Raw genomic sequence first — 20,199 nt, 5'->3', positions numbered from 1 at the left:
GTCGCCACCCGGGACGGGGGCCGCGCACGAGACGGCACCCGCACCGGACGCCCCGCCCGACACGGAAGTCGACACATGGACACGGACGTCAGCAGCACGGTCCACGCCGAGAGCGCCGCGACCGCCCAGGACCCCGCAGAGCCCACGGAGCAGCCCCAGCACCTCGTCGTCATGGGCGTCGCGGGCTCGGGCAAGACGACGGTCGCCACGCTGCTCGCGCAGCGCCTCGGGACCGAGTACGCCGAGGCCGACCAGTTCCACCCGCAGGCCAACATCGAGAAGATGAGCGCGGGCACCCCGCTCACCGACGAGGACCGCTGGCCGTGGCTCGAGGCGATCCGCGACTGGCTGAGCACCGAGGCGGACGCCGGGCGCTCCGGCGTCGTGACCTGCTCTGCGCTCAAGCGCTCGTACCGCGACCTGCTGCGCACCGCGCGCGGGCGCGTCTGCTTCGTCCACCTCGACGGCAGCCCCGAGCTCCTCGCGGAGCGCATGGAGCACCGCAGCGGCCACTTCATGCCCACCTCGCTCCTGCCGTCGCAGCTCGCCACGCTCGAGCCCCTGGACGACGACGAGCCCGGCTTCACGGTCGACGTCACCCGCACGCCCGAGGAGATCGCCGACCTCGTGCTCGACCGACGGGACGACTGCGGGCGGACCGACCGCAGCACCTCGACCGGGACGGGGGCCCAGCGATGATCGGCACGCTCACCCAGCACGCCACGACGTTCGCCCCGTCCGCCGTCGCGGCCGTCGCGCGCGCCGCGGAGGACGCGCCCGCGACCGACGCCGGGACGGCCCAGCTCATCCTCGCCGCCGTCGTCGGCATCGCGACGATCGTCGTCCTCATCGTGTGGCTCAAGCTGCACCCGTTCCTCGCGCTCATGATCGGCTCGGCCGTGCTCGCGGTCGTGGCCGGCATCGACTTCGTCGACGCGTTCACGAGCTTCTCCGCGGGGCTCGGCTCGACCGTCGCCGGGGTCGGCGTCCTCATCGCGCTCGGCGCGATCATCGGCAAGCTGCTCATCGACTCCGGCGGCGCCGACCAGATCGTCGACACGATCCTCGGCAAGACGACGCCGCAGCGCCTGCCGTGGGCCATGGCGCTCATCGCGTTCGTCATCGGGATCCCGCTGTTCTTCGAGGTGGGCGTCGTCCTCCTCGTGCCCGTGGTCATGCTCGTGGCCAAGCGCGTCCGGACCAACCCGATCCTCGTCGGCATCCCCGCGCTCGCGGGCCTGTCCGCGCTGCACGGCCTCGTGCCGCCGCACCCCGGTCCGCTGCTCGCCATCGACGCGCTCGGCGCCGACCTCGGCCTGACGCTCGGCCTCGGCCTGCTCGTCGCGATCCCCACCGTGATCGTGTCCGGCCCGCTGCTCGCCAAGCCCCTCGCGCGCTGGGTCCCGCTCCCGCCGCCCACGTCCGTGCTCGGTGTCTCCGAGCGCGACGACGACGCGCCCCGGCCGAGCTTCGCCGTCTCCGTGGGCGTCGTCCTCCTGCCCGTGATCCTCATGCTCGCCCGGACCCTCGTCGAGGTCAGCGGGTCCATCGACACCGGCTGGGGCCGCGTCTTCGAGTTCATCGGCACGCCCCTGGTCGCGCTCCTCATCACCGCGCTCACCTCGCTCGTCGTGCTGGGCTCCGCGCTCGGCCGCACGCGCGACCAGGTGAGCAAGCTCGTCGACTCGTCGTTCGCACCGATCGCGGGCATCCTCCTCATCGTCGGCGCCGGCGGCGGCTTCAAGCAGACGCTCGTCGACTCGGGCGTGGGCGACGTGGTCGCGAAGGGCATCTCCGACGCGAACATCACGCCGCTGCTCGCGGGCTGGCTCGTCGCCGTCCTCATCCGCGTCGCCACCGGCTCCGCGACCGTCGCGACCATCACCGCGGCGGGCATCATGGCACCCATCGCCGCGACCCTCCCGCCCACGCACGCCGCGCTGCTCGTGCTCTCCATCGGCGCCGGGTCCGTGTTCCTGTCGCACGTCAACGACGCCGGGTTCTGGCTCGTCAAGGAGTACTTCGGCATGACCGTCGGGCAGACGTTCAAGACGTGGTCGCTCATGGAGTGCGTCCTGTCCGTCGTCGCGCTCCTCGTGGTCCTCCTGCTGGGCCTCGTCGTCTAGCGGCACGAGCGGGCGGCGCCGCGCGAGCGCACGGCGCCGCCCTGGCACGGTCACGCCGGGTGCTCCCTGGCCAGGTCCGGCACGACCGCGCCGCGAGGACCGCCCGGGCGCTCGGCCCGGGCGGTCCCGTCGTGACGGACGTCAGCTCCGGTCGGTGAAGACCGGGGTGTAGGCGTCCGGGTCCGCGACCCAGGACTTCCGGCGGAAGCGCTGGAGCGTCAGGCCGAGGAGCGTGAGCAGCCCGGCCATCACGAGCAGCCCCAGGTCACCACCCGCACCCGTCGTCGCGAGGGCCGTCGGGCCCGACGCGGCGACGGTCGTCCCGGCGGCCGTGGTGGCCATGGTGCCGGCGCTGGTGCCGATCGGGTGCAGCACGCGAACCACCGTGCCGTCCGTACCGTCCGTCGACCCCGGGTCAGCAGGATCCGTCGGGTCGGTCGGGTCCGTCGGGTCCGTCGGGTCCGTCGGGTCCGTCGGGTCCGTCGGGTCCGTCGGGTCGGTCGGATCCGTCGGGTCGGTCGGGTCCGTGGGCACGACGGCGGCCGTGGGGCACGCGGCGGAGGCGTCACCCAGCAGGCCCACACCCACGCCGCAGACGGTCACGGGGACCGTCACCGGGAGGTCGACGTCGAGGTCGGGCAGCGCCCCGAGGACGCCGTCCTCCCCGAGCAGGCCCCCGTCGAGGAGCCCGTCGCCCAGCAGGCCGTCCTCCCCGAGCACCCCGTCGAGCAGACCGTCGCCCGAACCGTCGCCGAGCAGGTCGTCGACGAGACCGTCCTCACGGAGCACGCCGTCCAGGAGGCCGCCGTCCCCGCCGAGCACGTCGTCGCCGAGGAGCCCGTCGCCGAGCAGGTCGTCCACCAGACCGCCGTCGCCCAGCACGCCGTCGAGCAGGCCCGTGCCCGGGTCACCGTCCGGCCCGGCCCCGTCGCCGGGGCCCTCTCCGGCGGTGCCACCACCGACGGTCGCGTCGCCGCCGATGCCGACGGCCACGCCGGAGACGTCGACCGGGACGGTGATCGGGGCGTCGACGTCGATGCCGGAGCCCTCGCCCGCAGTCGTGCCGGCGTCGTCACCGCCGGTGCCGGGCGCCGGAGCGGCCGGCTCCGCGACCGGTGCCACCGAGGCGTCGCCCAGGACGCCGACGGCCACGCCGGACACGTCCACGGGGATCGTCACCGGGACGTCGACGTCCACGTCGGCCGGACCCGCCGGGGCGGGCTCGGGTGCCGGGGCGGGCTCCGGCGCGGGAGCGGGCTCGGCCGCCGGGGCGGGTGCGACGGCGGCGTCGCCCAGGACGCCGACCGCCACGCCGGACACGTCCACCGGGATCGTCACCGGGACGTCCACGGCCACGTCCGCCGGGTCCGCCGCGACGGGCTCGGGTGCCGGTGCGGGGGCCGGCTCGGCCGCCGGAACGGGGATCACGGAGGCGTCTCCGAGCACCCCCACCGCGACGTCGGACACGGTCACGGGGACGTGCACCGGGACGTCCACCGACACGTCGGGGAGGACCTCGGTCACCTGGCTCAGCGGAGCCTCGACCGACAGGTCCAGCCCGAGGTCGCCGAGGAGGTCGCCCTCGGCTGCGTGGGCCGCTCCGGCCCCGACGACCACGAGGCCGCCTGTGACGAGCGCTGTGCGCAGCGCGCGTCGAACGAAGGTGTGCATGATCGTTCTCTTTCCTGCTCAGAAGTGGCTGGCGCACGACGGCGCCGGGTCGCGTCTGCCGCGCTCGGGGCGCGACGCGAGCCACGTCAGGCAGGAGAGACGGGGACCTCGAAGAACGTCGAGGGGTGGTTCGACCGCGCGTCGTCGACGACGGCGGTCCAGGACGAGAGCGCGGGGGCGTCCGCACCGTGGCCGAGGGCGGCGAGGTCGCCGCCGGACCCGGCACGCTGGGCGCTGCCGGAGGGCGCGGGAGCGGTGCCGAGGCCGCCGTCGGACGGGACGCCGCCGGGGGCCGCGGGACCGCCGGAGGGCAGGGCCGCGCCGGGCGGAGCGCCGGCAGCGTCGAGGAGGCTCCCACCCCGGGGAGCGCTGCCGAGGGAGGTCGGAGGGCCGGCGCGGTCCGCGTCGGGCGGTGGCGCGGGCGGCAGCTCGCCGCCCGACGGCGGCAGCGGCACGGACGGCTCGGCGGGCTCGACCGCAGCAGGGTCCGTACCGCCCGGGACCGTCGGTCCGGCGGGGCCCGGGGCCTCCGGGCCGGTCGCGGGTGCCTCGGGGAGCACGGGCGCGAGCGGGTCCAGCGGCGCGAGCGGCCCGGTCACCGGGCCGAGGACGGGGTCGGTGACCGGCGCCAGGACGTCGAGGACGGGGGTCAGCGCCTCCAGCACGGGGGTCACCGGGTCGAGCACGGGCGACACCGCCCCGAGGACGGGGTTCACCACGGGGGCGACCGCCTCGACGACCGGCGTCACGGCGGGCACGACCGCGTCGAGAACAGGCGTGGTCGCGGGGGCGACGGCGTCGGTCACGGGCTGCACGACGGGCGCCACGGGCGCCACGACCTGCTCGACCACAGGAGCGACCGGCTCGACCACCTGCTCGACGACGGGGGCGACGGGCCGCACGGCCTCCTCGACCACGGGCGCGGCCGGGGTCACGACCCTCTCGACGACCGGGGCGACCGGCTGGACGACGGGGGCGACGACGTCGCGCACGACAGGCTGGACGACGTCCTGCACGACCGGGTCGACGACGGCCTGGACCGTCGAGGTCACGGGCGACAGGGCCTTGCCGAGTCCGAGCGGGTCGTCCGCGGCGGCCGCGCCGCCCGCGGTCACGACGGCGAACGCGAGGCCCGCACCGAGGCCGCCGCCGGCCACGAGAGCGCGCACGAGCCAGCGGCGGGCGGCTGGTGCGCGCCTGCCCTGCGCGTCGTGCGTCGCGTCCATCGTGCGCCCCGGGGGTCGTCGGTGCAGCGAAGGGGCGGGCCGGCAGGCCCGTCCGGGCTCACGGTAGGCACGTCCCTGTGACGCTCACCACCGGGAGCGTCCGATTTCACCCGACGGTTGCCCCGAACACCAGGCCGAGCAGGTAGGTGGCGGCAGCCGCGCCGAAGCCGATGCCGATCTGCCGCAGCGCCCGCGTCAGGGGCGAGGTCCCCGAGAGCAGGCCGACCGTCGCGCCGGTCGCCAGGAGCGCGATCCCCACGAGGAGCGCCGCGACGCCCACGGCGACGAACCCCGTGAGACCGAAGAGGTAGGGCAGCACCGGGATGAGCGCGCCGGACGCGAAGAACAGGAACGACGACACCGCCGCCCCCATGGCCGTGCCGTGCGTCTCGTGCTCGTCCGCGCTGGGCGGCGGGGCGATCACGGTCTGCTGCGTGTACGTCGCGAGGACGTCGGCGGCGTGCGCCTCGGCCTCGACCGGCGCCATGCCGCGCGCCCGGTAGACGAGCGCGAGCTCGTTCGCGTCCACGTCGAGGTCGGGCAGCGCGGCGGACGCCTGCGGGCTGGGGGTCGAGGCGTCGAGCAGCTCGCGCTGCGACCGCACCGACACGTACTCCCCCGCACCCATCGACAGCGCGCCCGCGAGCAGGCCCGCGAGCCCCGAGAGGAGGACGGTGCTGTTCGACGCCCCGGACGCCCCGATGCCGAGGATCAGCGCGAGGTTGGAGACGAGCCCGTCGTTCGCGCCGAACACCGCAGCCCGGAAGGTGCCCGACATGCGGTTGCGCCCGCGCGTCGCGAGCCCGCGCACGACCTCCTCGTGGATCCGCTCGTCGGCGGCCATCCTCGGCGTGGCGTCGGCGTCGGTCTCGTACGTCGAGCGCGCCTCGGCGCGCTGGGCGAGCGCGAGCACGAACACGCCGCCGAAGCGGCGCGCGAGCCAGCCGAGCGTCCGGGTGCGCCAGTCGCCGCGCAGGGGCTTGCCGACGTCGTCGCCGAGCAGGTCGAGCCAGTGCTGCTCGTGCCGCCTCTCCGCGTCCGCGAGCGCCAGCAGGATGTCGCGCTCCTCCCCGCTCCGCCGGCTCGCGAGGTCCCGGTAGACGGCGGCCTCGGCGCGCTCGTCGGCGAGGAACCGGCGCCACCGGCGGATCTCCTGCGGGGTCGGCGCGTGCCCGACGGCGGTCGGCGGGCCGGGGGGCGACGCCTCCCCGGTCCGGTCCCCCACCGGGCGTTCGGACGGCGTGCCGGGCTGCGGCGCGGGTGTCGTGGGCATGCGTCCATGATGGCGATTTCCGGCCTCCCCGTGTTGCGCGCGGCCGAACGAGGTGGCGGGGTTCCCCCCGACCCGTGTTCCGGACGTCCCCAACCTCGGACCCGGCCCACCGTGCGCCGTCGTGGTTGGATCGGAGCATGACCACTGGAGAGAACGAGCTGTCCCGCCCCGAGGTCGACGCGCCGGAGGGCCCCGCCCCCACGGAGCTCGTCGTCGAGGACATCACCGTCGGCGACGGCCCCGAGGCCACGCCGGGCGCGACCGTGAACGTGCACTACCTCGGCGTCGAGTACGAGACGGGCGAGGAGTTCGACGCCTCGTGGAACCGCGGGCAGTCGATCAACTTCCCGCTGCGCAGCCTCATCGCGGGCTGGCAGCAGGGCATCCCCGGCATGAAGGTGGGCGGTCGCCGCAAGCTCGTCGTGCCGCCGGAGCTCGCCTACGGCCCCGCGGGCGGCGGCCACCGCCTGTCTGGCAAGACGCTGATCTTCGTCATCGACCTGCTCGGCGTGTCCTGACCGACCGCTGACGTGCGAGAGGGCCCCGGTCGTCGACCGGGGCCCTCTCGCTGTCTGCCCTGCCGGGCGTCGCCGTCGTGCGACCAGGTCCTACCGCGCGGGGCCGGGGCACGTGACCAGCGCCGCGTCGGTCTCCGGGGCGAGCGCGCCGGGCGCCGTGCTCGCGACGGGTCCCGGCACCGGAGCGGTGCCTCGCTCCCGGCGGGCCGCCCGCAGGCGGACCACCGTGTCGACGAGGACACCGAGGAGGATCCCGCCGACGACGCCCACCACGACGGCGAGGAGCGGGCTGTCGCCGACCCAGGCGGCGGCGAGCGTGCCGATGAGGACCGAGTAGGTGGCCCACACGACCGACGCGACGGCGGAGAGCGCCATGAAGCGGCGGCGCGAGAAGCCCACGGCCCCCGCGGTCACGTTGACCGCCGTCCGCCCGACGGGCACGAACCGCGCGCCCAGGACGACGGACGCGCCGCGCCGGTCGAGCGAGCGCGTCGCCCACGCGACGGCGCGCTGACCGCGCGGGCCGCGCAGCACCGGCAGCGCGCGCGTGCCGACCGCCCGGCCGAGAGCGTAGGCGAGCTGGTCACCGCACCAGGCGCCGAGCGCCGCGACGAGCAGGACGAGCCCCCAGGCGACGCCCCCGCCGGACTGCGCTCCGACGGCGAGCATGACGATCACGGTCTCGCCGGGGATCGGCGGGAAGAACCCGTCGCCCGCGGTCGTCGCGAACAACGTCGGCAGCGCCCACACCGAGTCGACGAGCGCGAGCAGCCACGCCTCGACCTGTCCCCACAGCTCCACGACCCACGCGACCATGCGTCCCAGCCTCGACCGCGCGGCCGCCCGGCACCATGGGGTATCCCCCCGGTTCTCCCCTGAGGCGACCCCGACCGGGCGCCCGCGGACACGTGGTCCCACGACCCTCCGGTCCGGGGGACAATGTGGCTCGACGCATTCGCCTCCCCGCGCCGCAGCCGGCGGGCGGGGACGTCCGTGATCGAGGAGCGCTGTGATCACTGTCAGCACCGACGGCTCGTGCCTGAGCAACCCGGGCGGCGCCATCGGGTGGGCGTGGATCAACCACGACGGCACGTTCGACTCCGGCGGCGCCGTGAGCGGGACCAACCAGGTCGCCGAGCTGACCGCGCTGCTCCAGGCGGTCCGTGCGCACCCCGGGGCGGAGCCGCTGCTCATCGAGTCCGACTCGCAGTACGCGATCAAGTGCGCGTCCGAGTGGGTCGTCGCCTGGAAGCGCAAGGGGTGGCGCACCGCTGGCGGGCAGCCGGTGAAGAACCTCGAGCTCGTCCAGGCGATCGACCGGGTCATCACCGAGCGCGCGGGGCCCGTCCGGTTCCGCTGGGTGCGCGGCCACGTCGGCGACCCGTTCAACGAGCGCGCCGACCAGCTCGCCGGCCTCGCCGCCCAGGACTGGGCCGCCGGCCGGGGTGATCTCGACGGCACGCTCGTCCCCGAGCTCGGCGACCCCACCCGGCCCGTCGGGCGGGTGCCCGCGACCGCCCACGCCCCGACCGCCACCGCGCACGCCACCGCGCCCAGGCAGCCGGCGCCCGAGCCCGCGTGGGACATGGACACCCTGTTCGACTGACGCTCGGGACCGGGCGCCCGGTCGCGCATGATGGGTCCGTGACGACACGAACCCCTGCCGACCTCGTCCGTGAGTTCTTCGCCGTCGTGCGCTCGGGGGACGACCCGGGCCGCGCGGCCGAGTACCTGGCTCCCCTCGTCGCGGCCCACCAGGTGACGTCCGAGGCGCCGACGACGGTCCGGCGCACGCCCGAGCGGTACGCCGAGCACGTCGAGGAGATGCTCGCCGCGTACGGGCGCTTCGCCCTGACGGTCGACGAGCTCCTCGCGGACGGCGACCGCGTGTACGTGCGCTGGACCCAGCGCGGCCGCCACGTCGGCGAGGTGGACGGGCACGCCCCCACGGGGGCGGAGGTCGTGCAGGTCGCGAGCTGCGTCTACCGCGTCGTGGACGACCGCGTGGTGGAGTACTGGATGCAGATCGACCGCGCCGGGCTCGCCGCGCAGCTCCGGGCCGGGTCGCACCCGGCTCGACCGTCGGCGGCGGGTGCGACGATGGTCCGGTGACCGTCCTGCCGCGCACGGGCCCCGGGCCTGCCGAGCACGCGGTCGGCGACCCTCCGGGCGCGGGCGCGCACCACGTGGTCGGCGAGCCGCTCGTCCGGCGCCTCCGGTCGGAGCGTCCCCTCGACCTGCACCTCACGCTCGCCCGGCTCTCCCGGGGGCCGTACGACCCGACGTTCCGCCGCACGCCGTCCGGGGACGTCTGGCGCACGACGCGGATGCCTGCCGGCCCCGCGACCTGCCGCCTCGCCCAGACGGGGCCGCGCGACGTCGTCGGGCACGCCTGGGGACCGGGCGCCCAGGAGGTGCTCGACGCCCTCCCCCACCTGCTGGGCGAGCACGACGACGACACCGGCTTCGTCCCGCCCGCGCCCCTGCGCGACGCGCACCGTCGCAGCACCGGGCTGCGCATCCCCCGCACCGGTCGCGTGCTGGAGGCGCTCGTCCCCGCGATCCTCGAGCAGCGCGTCCAGACGGTCGCCGCGTGGCGGTCGTGGGGCTGGCTCCTGCGCCGGTACGGCGAGCGCGCACCCGGTCCCGCGGGCGAGGCCGGGATGCTCGTCGCGCCCGACGCCGCCACGTGGGCACGCGTCCCGTCGTGGGACTGGCACCGGGCGAACGTCGACCCGGGTCGCGCGCGGACGGTCGTCGCGGCGGCACGCGTCGCCCGCCGGCTCGAGGAGTGCGGCGCGCTGCTCGACGCCGAGGGGGCGGTCGCCGCCCACGCCCGGCTCCAGGCGGTCCCGGGCGTGGGCGTGTGGACCGCGGCCGAGGTGGCGCAGCGCGCGCTCGGCGACGCCGACGCCGTGTCGGTGGGCGACTACCACCTCGCCAAGGCGGTCGGCTGGGCGCTCGTCGGCGAGCGCGTCGACGACGACCGCATGCTCGAGCTCCTCGCGCCGTACTCCCCGCACCGCTACCGCGTCGTCCGGCTCCTGGAGCTCTCCGGCAGGGCGCAGGCCCCGCGGCGCGGCCCACGCCTCTCGATCCAGGACCACCGCCGCCACTGACGGCCACGCACCTCGCTGAGTGCACGAAACAGTCGCCGGAACCTGCCGTTCCGGCGACTGTTTCGTGCACTCACGGGCTACTCGGGGAGCGCGCACACCCCGTCGACGCAGACCGCGGCGTCGTCCGCACCCACGAGCGTGAGCGCGGGTGCGGTCTCGCGGTGCGGGGCGGCCGCGTCCGCGGCGCTCACGCTCATGAGCGTGGTGCGGCGCGGGTTCGCGATGGAGTGGTAGAGGTTCGTCGTGGTGTCGGTCATCTGGGGCCTCCTCGTGGGATCACGGGCGCCGGTGCACGTGTGGAGCCGGCGTCGGTGCGGGCTGCGTCCCAGTCTCGGTGATACCGAGTCGCAGGTCCACCGCACCGGGGTGTGAGATACGTCGCTCTGCGTACCTCGTCTCGCAGATCGGACAGGTCAGGCGGCGTCGCGCTCCGCGACGGCCTGCTGCAGCACCTGGACGAAGACCGCCGGGTCCTGCGCCCCCGAGACGCCGTACCGGCCGTCGACGACGAAGAACGGCACCCCGTTGATCCCGTAGGCACGTGCCTGGTCGATGTCCGCCTGGACGTCCTCGGCGTAGCGGCCGTCCTCGAGCGCGGCGACGACCTCGGCGCGGTCGAGCCCGACCTCCGCCGCGAGGTCCGCGAGCTCCTGGACGCGGCCCACGTGGCGGCCCTCCTCGAAGTACGCCTTGAGGAGGCGCTCCTTCATCTCGACCTGCTTGCCGTGCGCCTTCGCGTGGTGCAGCAGCTCGTGGGCGGTGAGCGTCTTGGTGTGCTGGAGCGCGTCGAAGTCGTAGGCCAGGCCCTCGGCCGCGGCGAGCTGCGTCATCTGCCCGAGCATCTGCTCGACCTGCGCGCGGGGCATGCCCTTGTGCCCCGCGAGGAAGTCCACCTCGGTGCCGTCGAAGTCGACGGGAGTGTCCGGCGCCAGCTCGAACGAGTGGTACTCGATGTCGACCTGCGGGCCGTCACCGGCCTCGGCGAGCCGGCCGAGCGCCGTCTCGAGACGTCGCTTGCCGACGTAGCACCAGGGGCACGCGACGTCGGACCAGATGTCGATCTTCACCGTGGGAGCCGACGCGTCCGTCGCGACGGGGCTGTTCGTGGTCATGTGACCGTGCAACCGTCTGGACGACCGCACGATTCCCTCGCGGGCCGACGTCAGGGCGTGACGTTCGCCGCACGGTAGAGGTCCTGCAGCACCATGATCTCCGCGCCGTGATGGATCAGCTCGCGGTTCATGTGCGCGACGAGGTGGACGAACGGCGCCTGCGCGTCGATCTCCGTCGCCTGGCTCAGCCCGACCGTGAACGCCCCCTCGTCCGGCAGCGCGTCCACCCCGGCCCGCCACCGGTCCACCTCGTGCCGCAGCCCCGCGACCGCCGGTCCGACCTCGCCCGAGAACGTCACGGAGTCGCGGCGGCGCTCGTGCGGCCCGAACGTCCACTCCCACCGCTCGAAGAACGCCTCGGTCAGGTGCGCGACGAGCCACGCGATCGTCCGCGGCTGCGGCGAGTCCGGACCGTCCGGCCACTCCATCACCCAGTCGCCGACCCCGAGCGTGCGCGACGTGCGCTCGGTGCCGCGACGCACGACGCGCAGCGCGTCCGGCCCCGGCTCCCACTCGAGCTCTGCCTGGGTCAGCGTCGCGAGCCGTTCCGAGACCTCGAGCCACGAGAACCCGAGCTGGCCGCGCACGACCGCGAGCGTCGTCGGGACCGTGAGGATCGTCCAGTCGAACTCGGGGCTCCCGTACGCGATCTCCCCGTCCGACGTCTCGTGCACCATCTCGCTCCCCTCCCCGCGGCCCCGTCGCCGCCCGTCCGTCGGTGTGCGCTCGACGCTAGCCGGACCCACCGACGCCTGCGCGCGAGAATGGGGTCGGCCCGTCCCCGTCCCCCGGAGTCCTCGTGCGCGTCCGCCCCCGTACCGTCCTGCTCGTCGCCACCGGGATCGCCGTCGTCCTGCTCGGCGCCCTCGTCGTGTTCCTCGCGATCAACGGGGTCGACGGCGTCCCCGGCTGACCCGGCCGACGCGCGCTCCGGGCGTCCCCGGGTGATCCTGCTGGAGGACCCCCGCAGGAAGGCCGACCCGTGACCGCGACCGACACCACCCCCGACCCGCAGCTCGTCCTCGTGCGCCACGGCGAGACGGAGTGGAGCGCGAGCAGCCGCCACACCGGCCGGTCCGACATCCCGCTCACGGTCGCCGGCGAGCAGCAGGCCGTCGCGGCGGGCGTGTGGCTGCAGGGGTGGGCGGACCGCCGCGGGCGACGCCCCGCCGTCGTGCGCACGAGCCCGCGGCAGCGCGCCCGACGCACCGCCGACCTCGCCGGGTTCCCCGACGCGGAGACCGACGACGACCTCGCCGAGTGGGACTACGGCCCCGTCGAGGGCCGGACCGCCGTCGACGTCGGCGAGCAGCTCGGCCACGAGTGGCTGATCTTCCGCGACGGCGTGAACGTGCTCGCCGCCGCGAACGGCCACCGTGGCGAGGAGCTCTCCGCGGTGGCGGACCGGGCCGGGCGCGTGCTCGGGCGCGTCGAGCCGACGCTGCAGGGCGGCGACGACGTCGTCCTGTTCGCGCACGGGCACCTGCTCCGCGTCCTCGCGACCGTGTGGCTCGGGGTCGACCCGGCGCTGGGCGCGCGGTTCGAGCTCGGCACGGCCGCGATCTGCCTGCTGGGCTACGGGCACGGGCTGCGCACGGTCGAGGGCTGGAACCTCTCGGCACAGGGCTGAACCCGGCCGGCCGACCGGCGGGACGACCCTCCCCGTGCGGACCGCGAGGTGGCACGATGCTGCCCATGGGTCTGAGCGAGAAGCACCTCACCGAGGGCGAGCACGTCGTCATGGAGCTCAAGGAGCACGCGAAGGCCCTGTTCTGGCCGTTCGTGCTGCTGCTCGTCCTCGTCGCGGCGGTCGTCGTGACGGTCGTGCTCGTCCCGAACGACGTCGTCCGCTGGGTCGTCGCGGGCCTCGCCCTCGTCGCGGCGGTCGTCTGGGTGTTCGTGCCGTGGCTGCGCTGGCGGACCACGGAGTACACCGTGACGAACAAGCGCATCGCGATGCGCTCGGGCATCATCACGCGCACCGGGCGGGACATCCCGCTGTACCGCATCAACGACGTGAACTACGAGAAGGGTCCGATCGACCGGATCTTCGGCTGCGGGACGCTCGTCATCTCCGACGCGACCGACAAGCCGGGCCTGAACCTGCACGACGTCCCCGAGGTCGAGAACGTGCAGGTCCGCCTGCACGACCTGCTCTTCACCGCCGACGACGGCTCCGACGACGGCGAGTGGCCGCCGAACGAGCCGCCCCGCGGCCCGCGCGCCCCCCGCATCCCGCGCGCGGAGCGCTGACGGCGCGGCCCGCCGACTCCGGGAGGGTGGTGTCGGCGGGCCGCACTACTGCCGCCGGAGGTCAGAGACCGCCGTCCGCGGAGACGGAGACGATCGAGCTGACCGACGGCGCGCTCGCGCGCGAGACGCCGCCCTTGGTCGCCCAGGCGCCGTACGCCACCTTGACCTGACCGTTGGACACGTACTTCACGACGACGCGCGCCCTCGTGCAGCTGAGGTTCGTGACGCTCGCCGTCGCCCCGTTCATGGTGGGGCCGTTGACGCGGCAGCCGACGACCGCGGCGGACGCGGCCGGTGCTGTGGCGGCGACGGCTCCGGTCGCGAGGAGACCTGCCACGAGGGCGGCGCTGAGGAACTTCTTCATGTCGTGCTCCCTGCTTGATCGACATTGATACGAGTGAGCGCTCAGCAGGGAGCGTAGTGGAGCGCGACCGGTTTGTCAGCGGTCCGCATAAATTTCCTCGACTGCCCCGACCGTGGTGTCGCCGCAGGTGAGACGCGCTCCGCTCAGTCCTCGATGCGCCGCCCGGCGGCGATCTCGGCGCGGGCGCGCAGCTCGTCGGACAGGCGGATGTCCCCCTCGAGGTGCGCGACGAGGAGCCGGCGCGCGATGCCCGCCGCACGCTCCGGGTCCGCGCCGCGCGCGTTCCACGCCCCGAACCAGTCGGCGAGGGTCACGCCGTGCTCGGGCCGGTAGCAGACCGTCACCGCGTCCCCCGCCCGCAGCTCGCCGTTGCGCACGACCCGCAGGTACGCGCCCGTCCGGTTCGCGGCGGTGAAGCGCTTGACCCACTTGTCCTCGCCGAGCCGCCGCGCGAACGTCGAGCACGGCGTGCGGGGCAGGGTCACCTCCAGCAGCGCGGAGCCCACGGACCAGCGCTCCCCCACGACCGCCCCGCTCACGGGGATGCCCCGCACGCGCAGGTTCTCTCCGAACAGTCCCGGCGGGATCTCGCGCTCGAGCTGCCCGACCCACCAGTCGGTGTCGTCCTGCCCGTACGCGTAGACGGCCTGCTCCTCACCGCCGTGGTTCGCGCGATCGGCCTGGAGGTCGGCGTAGAGGCCGAGGCGCCGCACCTTCACCGGCCCGTCGACGGGCCGCTTGTCGATCGCCGTCACGCCGACCGGGCCGGCGTCGGGCAGGAGGGCGTGCACACGGCACACCGCGAGGACCTCGCCCGTCGGGGCGCTGGAGGCGAGGGCGGTCACGGGCGCGGTGCCGTGAGACGCGGGGAGGTCGGTCGGCGAGGCGGACGGTGCAGCGGGAGACATCCCTCGATTCTCTCAGCGCGGGGTGGCCCAGGACACCGGGGACCAAGGTCACGGGACCGGTCTCACCCCGCACGGGTAGCGTCGGCGGCATGAGCGCCACCCGTCCCTCGCGCTGGGAGCAGAAGACCGCCGCCGACCCGTCGCACTCCACCTGGTACGTCGAACGCTTCCGGGCGATGGCCGCACGCGGCGCCGACCTCGCGGGCGAGGCCCGGCTGGTCGACGCCATGCTGCCCCGGGGCTCGCGGGTGCTCGACGCGGGGTGCGGGCCGGGGCGGGTCGGCGCGGAGCTGTTCGCGCGCGGCCACACGGTCGTCGGGGTCGACGTCGACCCGGTGCTGGTCGACGCCGCGCGCGCCGACCACCCGGGGCCCGACTGGCGCGTGGGCGACCTGGCCGAGCTCGACCTGCCCGCCGAGGGCGTCGCCGAGCCGTTCGACGTGATCGTGTGCGCGGGCAACGTCGTGACGTTCCTCGCGCCGGGCACCGAGGTCGAGGTCCTGCGCCGCTTCCGGACGCACCTCGCGCCGGGCGGTCGCGCCGTCGTCGGCTTCGGCACCGCGCGCGGCTACGCGCCCGAGCGGTTCCTCGCCGACGCCGCCGAGGCGGGGCTGCACCTCGACGTCGCCCTCGCCACGTGGGACCTGCGCCCGTGGACCCCGGACGCCGACTTCCTCGTCGCCGTGCTCGCCGCCGGCGCGGCGGGCTGACCGCCGGCGCCGCCCGGGCCGCTCAGGCGGGCGTGAACGTGAACGTCACGGCCCCGCCCGAGCTCCCCGGCTCTCCTTCGACGTCGTCGACGTGGAGCATGCCCGCGCCGTGCAGGTCGATCGCGTCCCCGAGGTCCGCCCGCAGGACGTCCTCGCCGCGCGGCGAGCGGACCGCGAGCTGCGCGAGCGCGCGCCCCGCGCCCACGCCGACGCGCATCACACCCACCCGCACGTCGGCGAACTCCGCCTGCGCTCCCTGGGGCACGCGCGCCCGGCGCACCTCGTCGTTGCCTGCCATGCGTCAGCCTCCCGAGTAGACGGAGTCGAAGTTCTCCTTGTACTCCTGCTCGGTGAGCCAGAGGTCGCCGACCTTCTGCTCGCCGTCCAGCATGCCGCCCCCGGGTCCCCACGGGTTGACGACGTGGATCCTCATCTCGCCGTCGACCTCCTTGACCTCGGTGACGACGTACGCGTGGTTGGGGACGATGCGGCTGTCGTCGACCTCGTCCTCCCACCACCAGAACGCGTCGTCGTCCTCGGTGCCCACCGCGACCGGTCCGTCCTTCAGCCGGTCCTGGATGTCGGAGAGGCTGAGCTCGCCCGACCGCTCGGCCGGACGCCCCGTGATGGCCTCGAACGCGTCGTCGGAGTGCCCGCCGTCGATGTCCTCGTAGTCGCCGCCGAAGTACTCGGCCGCCGCCTTCTCGTAGATCGACACCCAGTTCGGCTCGCCGTTCTGGCCGCCGACGCCGTTCTCCGGCACCGTCGGCTCCACCACGATCTCGACCGGCTCGCCGTCCTTGTACATCGTCACGGTGTACGTGCCGTCGTCGTTGAGCCTGATGTGCTCGCGCAGGAACTCCGGGTCGGTCGTCGCGACGGCGCCCAGGCCGGCGAGGAACCAGCAGTCCCCGACCTGGCCCTGGTTGATGTCGTCGATCGAGAAGTCCTCGTTCTCGAGGTCGATCGGCGGGACGTCCTCGTAGTCGCCGAGGTCGTCGGTGAGGTCCGGGTCGCCGGGCCGGTCGCCGTCCTCGCCCGGCGTGCCGCGGTCGCCGCCGCCCCCGCCGGAGCCTCCACCGGATCCACCGCCACCGGATCCGCCGGCGCCGTCGGTGCTGGCGCTCTCCTGCTGGTCCGCCTGCCGCACGACGGCGGTCGCGGCGTCGCCGAGGACCGCCCCGACCGCCGCGACGGCCGGTGCGTGCGACGTGGACCACTCGCCGCGCAGGGCGTCGCCGTCCGGCCCCTCCCAGGGGCTGGACGTCACCAGCGCGTCGAGCTCGCCGCGCAGCGACGTCAACCTGTCGGCGGCCTCGGACAACCGCTGTCCGAGCTGTCGCAGCTGTGCGACGTCCGCCCCGTACATCCCGCTCATGTCTCCCCCTCGCCCGCAGGTCGCCGAGACGGTACCGCCGTCCGCCCACGCCGGTCCATGGTGCGCGCTCCCCATCCCCGCGCGGGCCGCACCTCTGACCTCGCGTCGGTGCGCGCTGGTAGCGTCCCCCGCGGACGACGCACGCGACGACCGAGGGGGACCATGACGGAGCAGGCCACGACACGGCGCCGGGGCGCGACGACGCGGACCGCGGGGGCGGTGCTCGCGCTCGGCGTCACCGCCGCGCTCTCCGCGTGCGGCGGCGACGCCGAGCCGGCGGAGCCGCCGCCCGCCCCGGACGCCGTCACGGGCTACGAGCAGACCCGGCAGGACGTCCTCGCCGCCGTCCAGGACGTCTACGGAGCGGACGGCTGGGCCGACGACGGCAGCGCCTCGGCGACGGCGCAGGACGACGGCCGCTGCGTCGTCTTCCTCCCCGACGCGAGCACCACGCGCGCGGGCGGCGAGGGCTACGACCTGCTCGCCGACGTCCCCGACGCGCTCGCCCCGGTGCTCGACGAGCACGGGTTCGGCGAGCCGTCCGACGTCGTCGAGGCGGAGCACGGCGGGTCCGCCTCCGTCGAGGCCGAGGACCCGGCGGGATGGTCGGTCCGCGTCACCGCCGACGGCGACGTGGTCCGCCTCGACGTGTCCGGCCCGGTCGGCCTCGACCCGTGCGACGAGGCCGGGCTGCCGGAGCTCGGCTGAGTCGTGCCGTCGTACCGCGTGACCCTCGCCGTGGGCCTGCTGCGCCCGGGCGCCGACCCCGAGGCCGTGCTGCCCGCCGCCGCAGCCGCGGCGCGCGACCTGACCACGGTCGAGGCGTACGACGTCGGCGTCGTGCGCGGCGAGGCCCGCGTGACCGTCCGCTTCCTCGCCGACACCGACGCGGCCGCGCACGACGTGGCCGACGCGGTCGAGGCCGGGGTGCGCGCGCACGCCGCGACGTCGGGCGGCCGCCTGACCCGCCGGTGGGGAGCGCGCTGGCACCCGGCCTGACGGTCGCAGGACCTGGGCGGGAGGCCGGGCCGCCCGCCGCGCGACGAGGGCGTGGGACCGGTTCAATGGACGGACCTGTCACCGACGCCGGGGAGGCGCACCCGTGGCCACGAGGACCGGCCTGTTCCGTCGCAAGTCCGTCGAGGACTCGCTCGCGGCGATCGACGACCCGGAGCGGTCGCTCAAGCGCAGCCTGACGACCTGGGACCTCGCGGTCCTGGGGGTCGCGGTCGCGGTGGGCGCGGGCATCTTCTCCGTCGGCGCGACGGCCGCCGCGAACTACGCGGGACCGAGCGTCATCGTCTCGTTCGTCATCGCGTCGATCGTGTGCGCGCTCGCCGTCATGTGCTACGCCGAGTTCGCGTCCGCGATCCCCGTCGCCGGGTCCGCGTACACCTTCTCCTACGCGACCATGGGCGAGCTCGTCGCGTGGATCATCGGGTGGGACCTCATCCTCGAGATGCTGCTCGCGTCGGCGGTCATCGCGAAGTTCTGGGGCGTGTACCTGGGCGACGCGTTCGGGCTGTTCGGCATCGACCTCCCGCTGACGATCCCGATCGGCCCCGTCGACCTCGAGTGGGGGCCGGTGTTCATCGTCGCGGTGTTCACCACGCTGCTCGCGATCGGCACCAAGCTCAGCACGCGCGTCAACAGCGTGTTCACGGTCATCAAGGTGGGCATCACGCTGTTCGTCATCGTCGTCGGGTTCTTCTTCGTCGACGCGTCGAACTACTCGCCGTTCGTGCCGCCCGCCCAGCCCGCGCCGGAGCAGTCGGCGCTCGAGCAGCCGCTCGTCGGCTTCCTCACGGGGCTCGAGCCCACGACGTATGGCGTCATGGGCCTGCTCGCAGGCGCCGCGCTCGTGTTCTTCGCGTTCATCGGGTTCGACGTCGTCGCGACCACGGCCGAGGAGGCCAAGGACCCGCAGCGCACGCTCCCGCGCGGCATCCTCGGCGGCCTCGCGATCGTCACGGTCCTGTACATCCTCGTGACGCTCGTCGTGACCGGCATGGTGTCGTACACCGAGCTGGCGGAGTCCGACGCGCCCTCGTTGACGACGGCGTTCATCCTCGTGGGCGCCGACTGGGCCGGACGGGTCATCTCCGTCGGCATCCTCATCGGGCTGACGACGGTGATCATGGTGCTGCTGCTCGGGCTCACGCGCGTCGTCTTCGCGATGAGCCGCGACGGCCTGCTCCCTCGCGGCATCTCCCGGACCTCGCACCGGTACCACACGCCGATCCGCCTGCAGGTGGGCGTGGGGATCGTCGTGGCGCTCATCGCCGGGCTGTCCCAGGTGGAGCTGCTCGAGGAGATGATCAACATCGGGACGCTCTCCGCGTTCGTCCTCGTGAGCTTCGGCATCCCGATCCTGCGCCGCTCGCGCCCCGACCTGCAGCGCTCGTTCAAGGTGCCGTGGTCGCCCGTGCTGCCGATCGTGTCCGGCGTCGCGTGCCTGTGGCTCATGGCCAACCTCACGACGCTCACGTGGCTCCGCTTCCTCGGCTGGGTCGTCGTGGGCCTGGTGATCTACGCCTTCTACGGCTACCGGCACTCCGTCGCGGGCCGCGACTCCCTGAGGGGCGACGTCGCCGCGTAGGTGTCGCCGCGTCGGTGTCGCCCCAGAGGTACCGTGGGCGCGCATGAGCGCCACGGAGACCGCGATCACCGCCGACCTCGTCCGCGCGGCTCTGGAGGAGCAGCACCCCGACCTCGCCGGGCTGCCGCTCCGCGAGGTCGCGGGCGGCTGGGGAAACCAGATGTGGCGCCTCGGTGACGACCTGGCCGTCCGGGTGCAGCGCAGGGACCCGACGCCGGAGCCCCAGCTCAAGGAACGACGGTGGCTGCCCGTCCTCGCCCCGCGCCTCCCGCTCCCCGTGCCCGTCCCGGTGCGGCACGGCGCGCCGTCCGCGCGCCTCCCCCGGCACTGGACCGTGATGACGTGGGTCCCCGGCGAGCCGCTGGACCACGGCACGATCACCCGGGGCGCGGACGCCGCCGACGCTCTGGCGGGGTTCCTCCGCGCCCTGCACGTCCCGGCGCCCGCCCACGCGCCGACGTCCACGGACCGGGGCGCCCACCCCCGCGATGCCACGGACGGCTTCGAGGGGTTCCTGCACGCGGTCGCCCCCGACGACGCCGCCGCCGTCCGGTCCGTCTGGGCCGACGCCGTCGCGGCCCCCGCGTGGGAGGGACCGCCCGTGTGGGTGCACGGGGACCTGCACCCCGCGAACGTCGTCGTCGCGGACGGGACGCTCGCGGGGGTCGTGGACTTCGGCGACCTGTTCGCAGGCGACCCGGCGTGGGACCTCGCCGCCGCCTGGGTGCTGCTGCCCGTCGGCACCGCCGCGCGGTTCTTCGACGCGTACGCGCGCGCCGTCGAGGCGACGGTCCGGCGCGCCCGGGGGCTGGCGGCGCTCAAGGCCCTCTTCCTCCTGCTCATGGGGCAGAACGGGGACCGCGGCCTGCCCGGCGGCAAGGCCCACTGGGGGCCCGCGGGCCGCGCGGCGCTCGACCGCGTCCTGGCGGGCTGACGAGCACG

At 75.0% G+C, this 20,199-nt stretch carries 24 protein-coding genes; 13 read left to right on the top strand and 11 right to left on the bottom strand.

The genetic code is table 11. The features are described 5' to 3' along the window. Positions 1–75 precede the first annotated feature (75 nt). Both NF338_RS02635 and NF338_RS02630 read left to right on the top strand, forming a co-directional pair. Entirely contained in the window at positions 76–699 is a 624-nt protein-coding gene (locus NF338_RS02635) for a gluconokinase (RefSeq protein WP_264029354.1), read from the top strand. Next, entirely contained in the window at positions 696–2,126 is a 1,431-nt protein-coding gene (locus tag NF338_RS02630; RefSeq protein WP_264029353.1) for a GntP family permease, read from the top strand. The genes NF338_RS02635 and NF338_RS02630 overlap by 4 nt, the downstream gene beginning before the upstream one ends. Positions 2,127–2,267: 141 nt before the next feature. Here the strand turns inward: NF338_RS02630 and NF338_RS02625 are convergent, their stop codons facing one another. The 3 genes from NF338_RS02625 to NF338_RS02615 all read right to left on the bottom strand — a co-directional run bounded on the left by NF338_RS02625 (position 2,268) and on the right by NF338_RS02615 (position 6,296). Beyond that, a complete protein-coding gene (locus NF338_RS02625; RefSeq protein WP_264029352.1) occupies positions 2,268–3,797 on the bottom strand; it encodes a hypothetical protein in 1,530 nt (509 codons plus the stop codon). Positions 3,798–3,883: 86 nt separating this feature from the next. Next, complete coding sequence (locus NF338_RS20955; RefSeq protein WP_318782937.1) at positions 3,884–5,023, bottom strand: hypothetical protein; 1,140 nt, start codon at positions 5,021–5,023, stop codon at positions 3,884–3,886. A gap of 106 nt (positions 5,024–5,129) precedes the next feature. Next, a complete protein-coding gene (locus NF338_RS02615) occupies positions 5,130–6,296 on the bottom strand; it encodes a VIT1/CCC1 transporter family protein (RefSeq protein WP_264029351.1) in 1,167 nt (388 codons plus the stop codon). 137 nt (positions 6,297–6,433) lie between these two features. On the opposite strand from NF338_RS02615, the gene NF338_RS02610 reads away from it, so the two are divergent. Next, positions 6,434–6,814: an FKBP-type peptidyl-prolyl cis-trans isomerase gene (locus NF338_RS02610; protein WP_087470098.1), complete on the top strand. Its 381-nt coding sequence runs from the start codon at positions 6,434–6,436 to the stop codon at positions 6,812–6,814. A 90-nt stretch (positions 6,815–6,904) separates the two neighbouring features. On the opposite strand, the gene NF338_RS02605 is transcribed toward NF338_RS02610, so the two are convergent. After that, positions 6,905–7,630: a DedA family protein gene (locus tag NF338_RS02605; protein WP_264029350.1), complete on the bottom strand. Its 726-nt coding sequence runs from the start codon at positions 7,628–7,630 to the stop codon at positions 6,905–6,907. Positions 7,631–7,823: 193 nt separating this feature from the next. Between NF338_RS02605 and NF338_RS02600 the strand changes: the two genes are divergently transcribed. Genes NF338_RS02600 through NF338_RS02590 form a run of 3 tightly spaced genes read left to right on the top strand, consistent with a single transcriptional unit; the run spans position 7,824 to position 9,933 of the window. Beyond that, the gene (locus NF338_RS02600; RefSeq protein WP_264029349.1) at positions 7,824–8,420 is read left to right on the top strand and encodes a ribonuclease H family protein; all 597 of its coding nucleotides are present in this window, start codon (positions 7,824–7,826) and stop codon (positions 8,418–8,420) included. 38 nt (positions 8,421–8,458) lie between these two features. After that, positions 8,459–8,926 (top strand): ester cyclase, encoded by a 468-nt coding sequence (locus NF338_RS02595; protein WP_264029348.1) that lies wholly within the window; start codon positions 8,459–8,461, stop codon positions 8,924–8,926. Next, positions 8,923–9,933 carry a DNA-3-methyladenine glycosylase family protein gene (locus NF338_RS02590; protein ID WP_264029347.1) on the top strand — a complete coding sequence of 337 codons (1,011 nt, stop codon included), beginning with the start codon at positions 8,923–8,925 and terminating at the stop codon, positions 9,931–9,933. Before NF338_RS02595 ends, NF338_RS02590 begins: the two co-directional genes overlap by 4 nt. A gap of 77 nt (positions 9,934–10,010) precedes the next feature. Here NF338_RS02590 and NF338_RS02585 read toward each other — a convergent pair whose 3' ends face one another. The 3 genes from NF338_RS02585 to NF338_RS02575 form a co-directional block, all read right to left on the bottom strand. Beyond that, positions 10,011–10,190, bottom strand: a complete 180-nt coding sequence (locus NF338_RS02585; protein ID WP_087470101.1) for a hypothetical protein — start codon at positions 10,188–10,190, stop codon at positions 10,011–10,013. Between the two features lie 156 nt (positions 10,191–10,346). Continuing rightward, positions 10,347–11,045 carry a DsbA family protein gene (locus tag NF338_RS02580; RefSeq protein WP_087470102.1) on the bottom strand — a complete coding sequence of 233 codons (699 nt, stop codon included), beginning with the start codon at positions 11,043–11,045 and terminating at the stop codon, positions 10,347–10,349. A gap of 50 nt (positions 11,046–11,095) precedes the next feature. Next, positions 11,096–11,722, bottom strand: a complete 627-nt coding sequence (locus tag NF338_RS02575; RefSeq protein ID WP_264029346.1) for a DinB family protein — start codon at positions 11,720–11,722, stop codon at positions 11,096–11,098. Positions 11,723–12,027: 305 nt separating this feature from the next. On the opposite strand from NF338_RS02575, the gene NF338_RS02570 reads away from it, so the two are divergent. Continuing rightward, the gene (locus NF338_RS02570) at positions 12,028–12,675 is read left to right on the top strand and encodes a histidine phosphatase family protein (protein ID WP_264029345.1); all 648 of its coding nucleotides are present in this window, start codon (positions 12,028–12,030) and stop codon (positions 12,673–12,675) included. Positions 12,676–12,740: 65 nt separating this feature from the next. Then, the gene (locus NF338_RS02565) at positions 12,741–13,298 is read left to right on the top strand and encodes a PH domain-containing protein (RefSeq protein ID WP_264029344.1); all 558 of its coding nucleotides are present in this window, start codon (positions 12,741–12,743) and stop codon (positions 13,296–13,298) included. 61 nt (positions 13,299–13,359) lie between these two features. On the opposite strand, the gene NF338_RS02560 is transcribed toward NF338_RS02565, so the two are convergent. After that, the gene (locus tag NF338_RS02560) at positions 13,360–13,662 is read right to left on the bottom strand and encodes a hypothetical protein (RefSeq protein WP_264029343.1); all 303 of its coding nucleotides are present in this window, start codon (positions 13,660–13,662) and stop codon (positions 13,360–13,362) included. Between the two features lie 143 nt (positions 13,663–13,805). Further along, positions 13,806–14,570 carry an MOSC domain-containing protein gene (locus NF338_RS02555; protein WP_204543225.1) on the bottom strand — a complete coding sequence of 255 codons (765 nt, stop codon included), beginning with the start codon at positions 14,568–14,570 and terminating at the stop codon, positions 13,806–13,808. Positions 14,571–14,659: 89 nt separating this feature from the next. Here NF338_RS02555 and NF338_RS02550 point away from each other — a divergent pair, with 89 nt between their 5' ends. Next, positions 14,660–15,280 (top strand): class I SAM-dependent methyltransferase, encoded by a 621-nt coding sequence (locus NF338_RS02550; RefSeq protein ID WP_264029342.1) that lies wholly within the window; start codon positions 14,660–14,662, stop codon positions 15,278–15,280. Positions 15,281–15,302: 22 nt separating this feature from the next. Here NF338_RS02550 and NF338_RS02545 read toward each other — a convergent pair whose 3' ends face one another. Both NF338_RS02545 and NF338_RS02540 read right to left on the bottom strand, forming a co-directional pair. Next, a complete protein-coding gene (locus NF338_RS02545; RefSeq protein ID WP_087470109.1) occupies positions 15,303–15,578 on the bottom strand; it encodes a hypothetical protein in 276 nt (91 codons plus the stop codon). A 3-nt stretch (positions 15,579–15,581) separates the two neighbouring features. After that, complete coding sequence (locus tag NF338_RS02540) at positions 15,582–16,658, bottom strand: C2 family cysteine protease (RefSeq protein ID WP_264029341.1); 1,077 nt, start codon at positions 16,656–16,658, stop codon at positions 15,582–15,584. A gap of 162 nt (positions 16,659–16,820) precedes the next feature. On the opposite strand from NF338_RS02540, the gene NF338_RS02535 reads away from it, so the two are divergent. The 4 genes from NF338_RS02535 (at position 16,821) to NF338_RS02520 (ending at position 20,191) form a co-directional block, all read left to right on the top strand. Further along, a complete protein-coding gene (locus NF338_RS02535) occupies positions 16,821–17,366 on the top strand; it encodes a hypothetical protein (RefSeq protein ID WP_264029340.1) in 546 nt (181 codons plus the stop codon). A 3-nt stretch (positions 17,367–17,369) separates the two neighbouring features. After that, a complete protein-coding gene (locus tag NF338_RS02530; RefSeq protein ID WP_087470112.1) occupies positions 17,370–17,657 on the top strand; it encodes a hypothetical protein in 288 nt (95 codons plus the stop codon). A gap of 103 nt (positions 17,658–17,760) precedes the next feature. Beyond that, the gene (locus NF338_RS02525; protein WP_264029339.1) at positions 17,761–19,257 is read left to right on the top strand and encodes an amino acid permease; all 1,497 of its coding nucleotides are present in this window, start codon (positions 17,761–17,763) and stop codon (positions 19,255–19,257) included. A 43-nt stretch (positions 19,258–19,300) separates the two neighbouring features. Beyond that, positions 19,301–20,191 carry a phosphotransferase gene (locus tag NF338_RS02520; protein ID WP_264029338.1) on the top strand — a complete coding sequence of 297 codons (891 nt, stop codon included), beginning with the start codon at positions 19,301–19,303 and terminating at the stop codon, positions 20,189–20,191. Positions 20,192–20,199 lie beyond the last annotated feature (8 nt).

The sequence above is a fragment of the Cellulosimicrobium sp. SH8 genome, assembly GCF_025818875.1.
Classification (GTDB): Bacteria; Actinomycetota; Actinomycetes; order Actinomycetales; family Cellulomonadaceae; genus Cellulosimicrobium; species Cellulosimicrobium cellulans_D.
The sequence above is the reverse complement of the archived record's forward strand: the minus strand, read 5'-3'. Positions and strand labels throughout refer to the sequence as shown.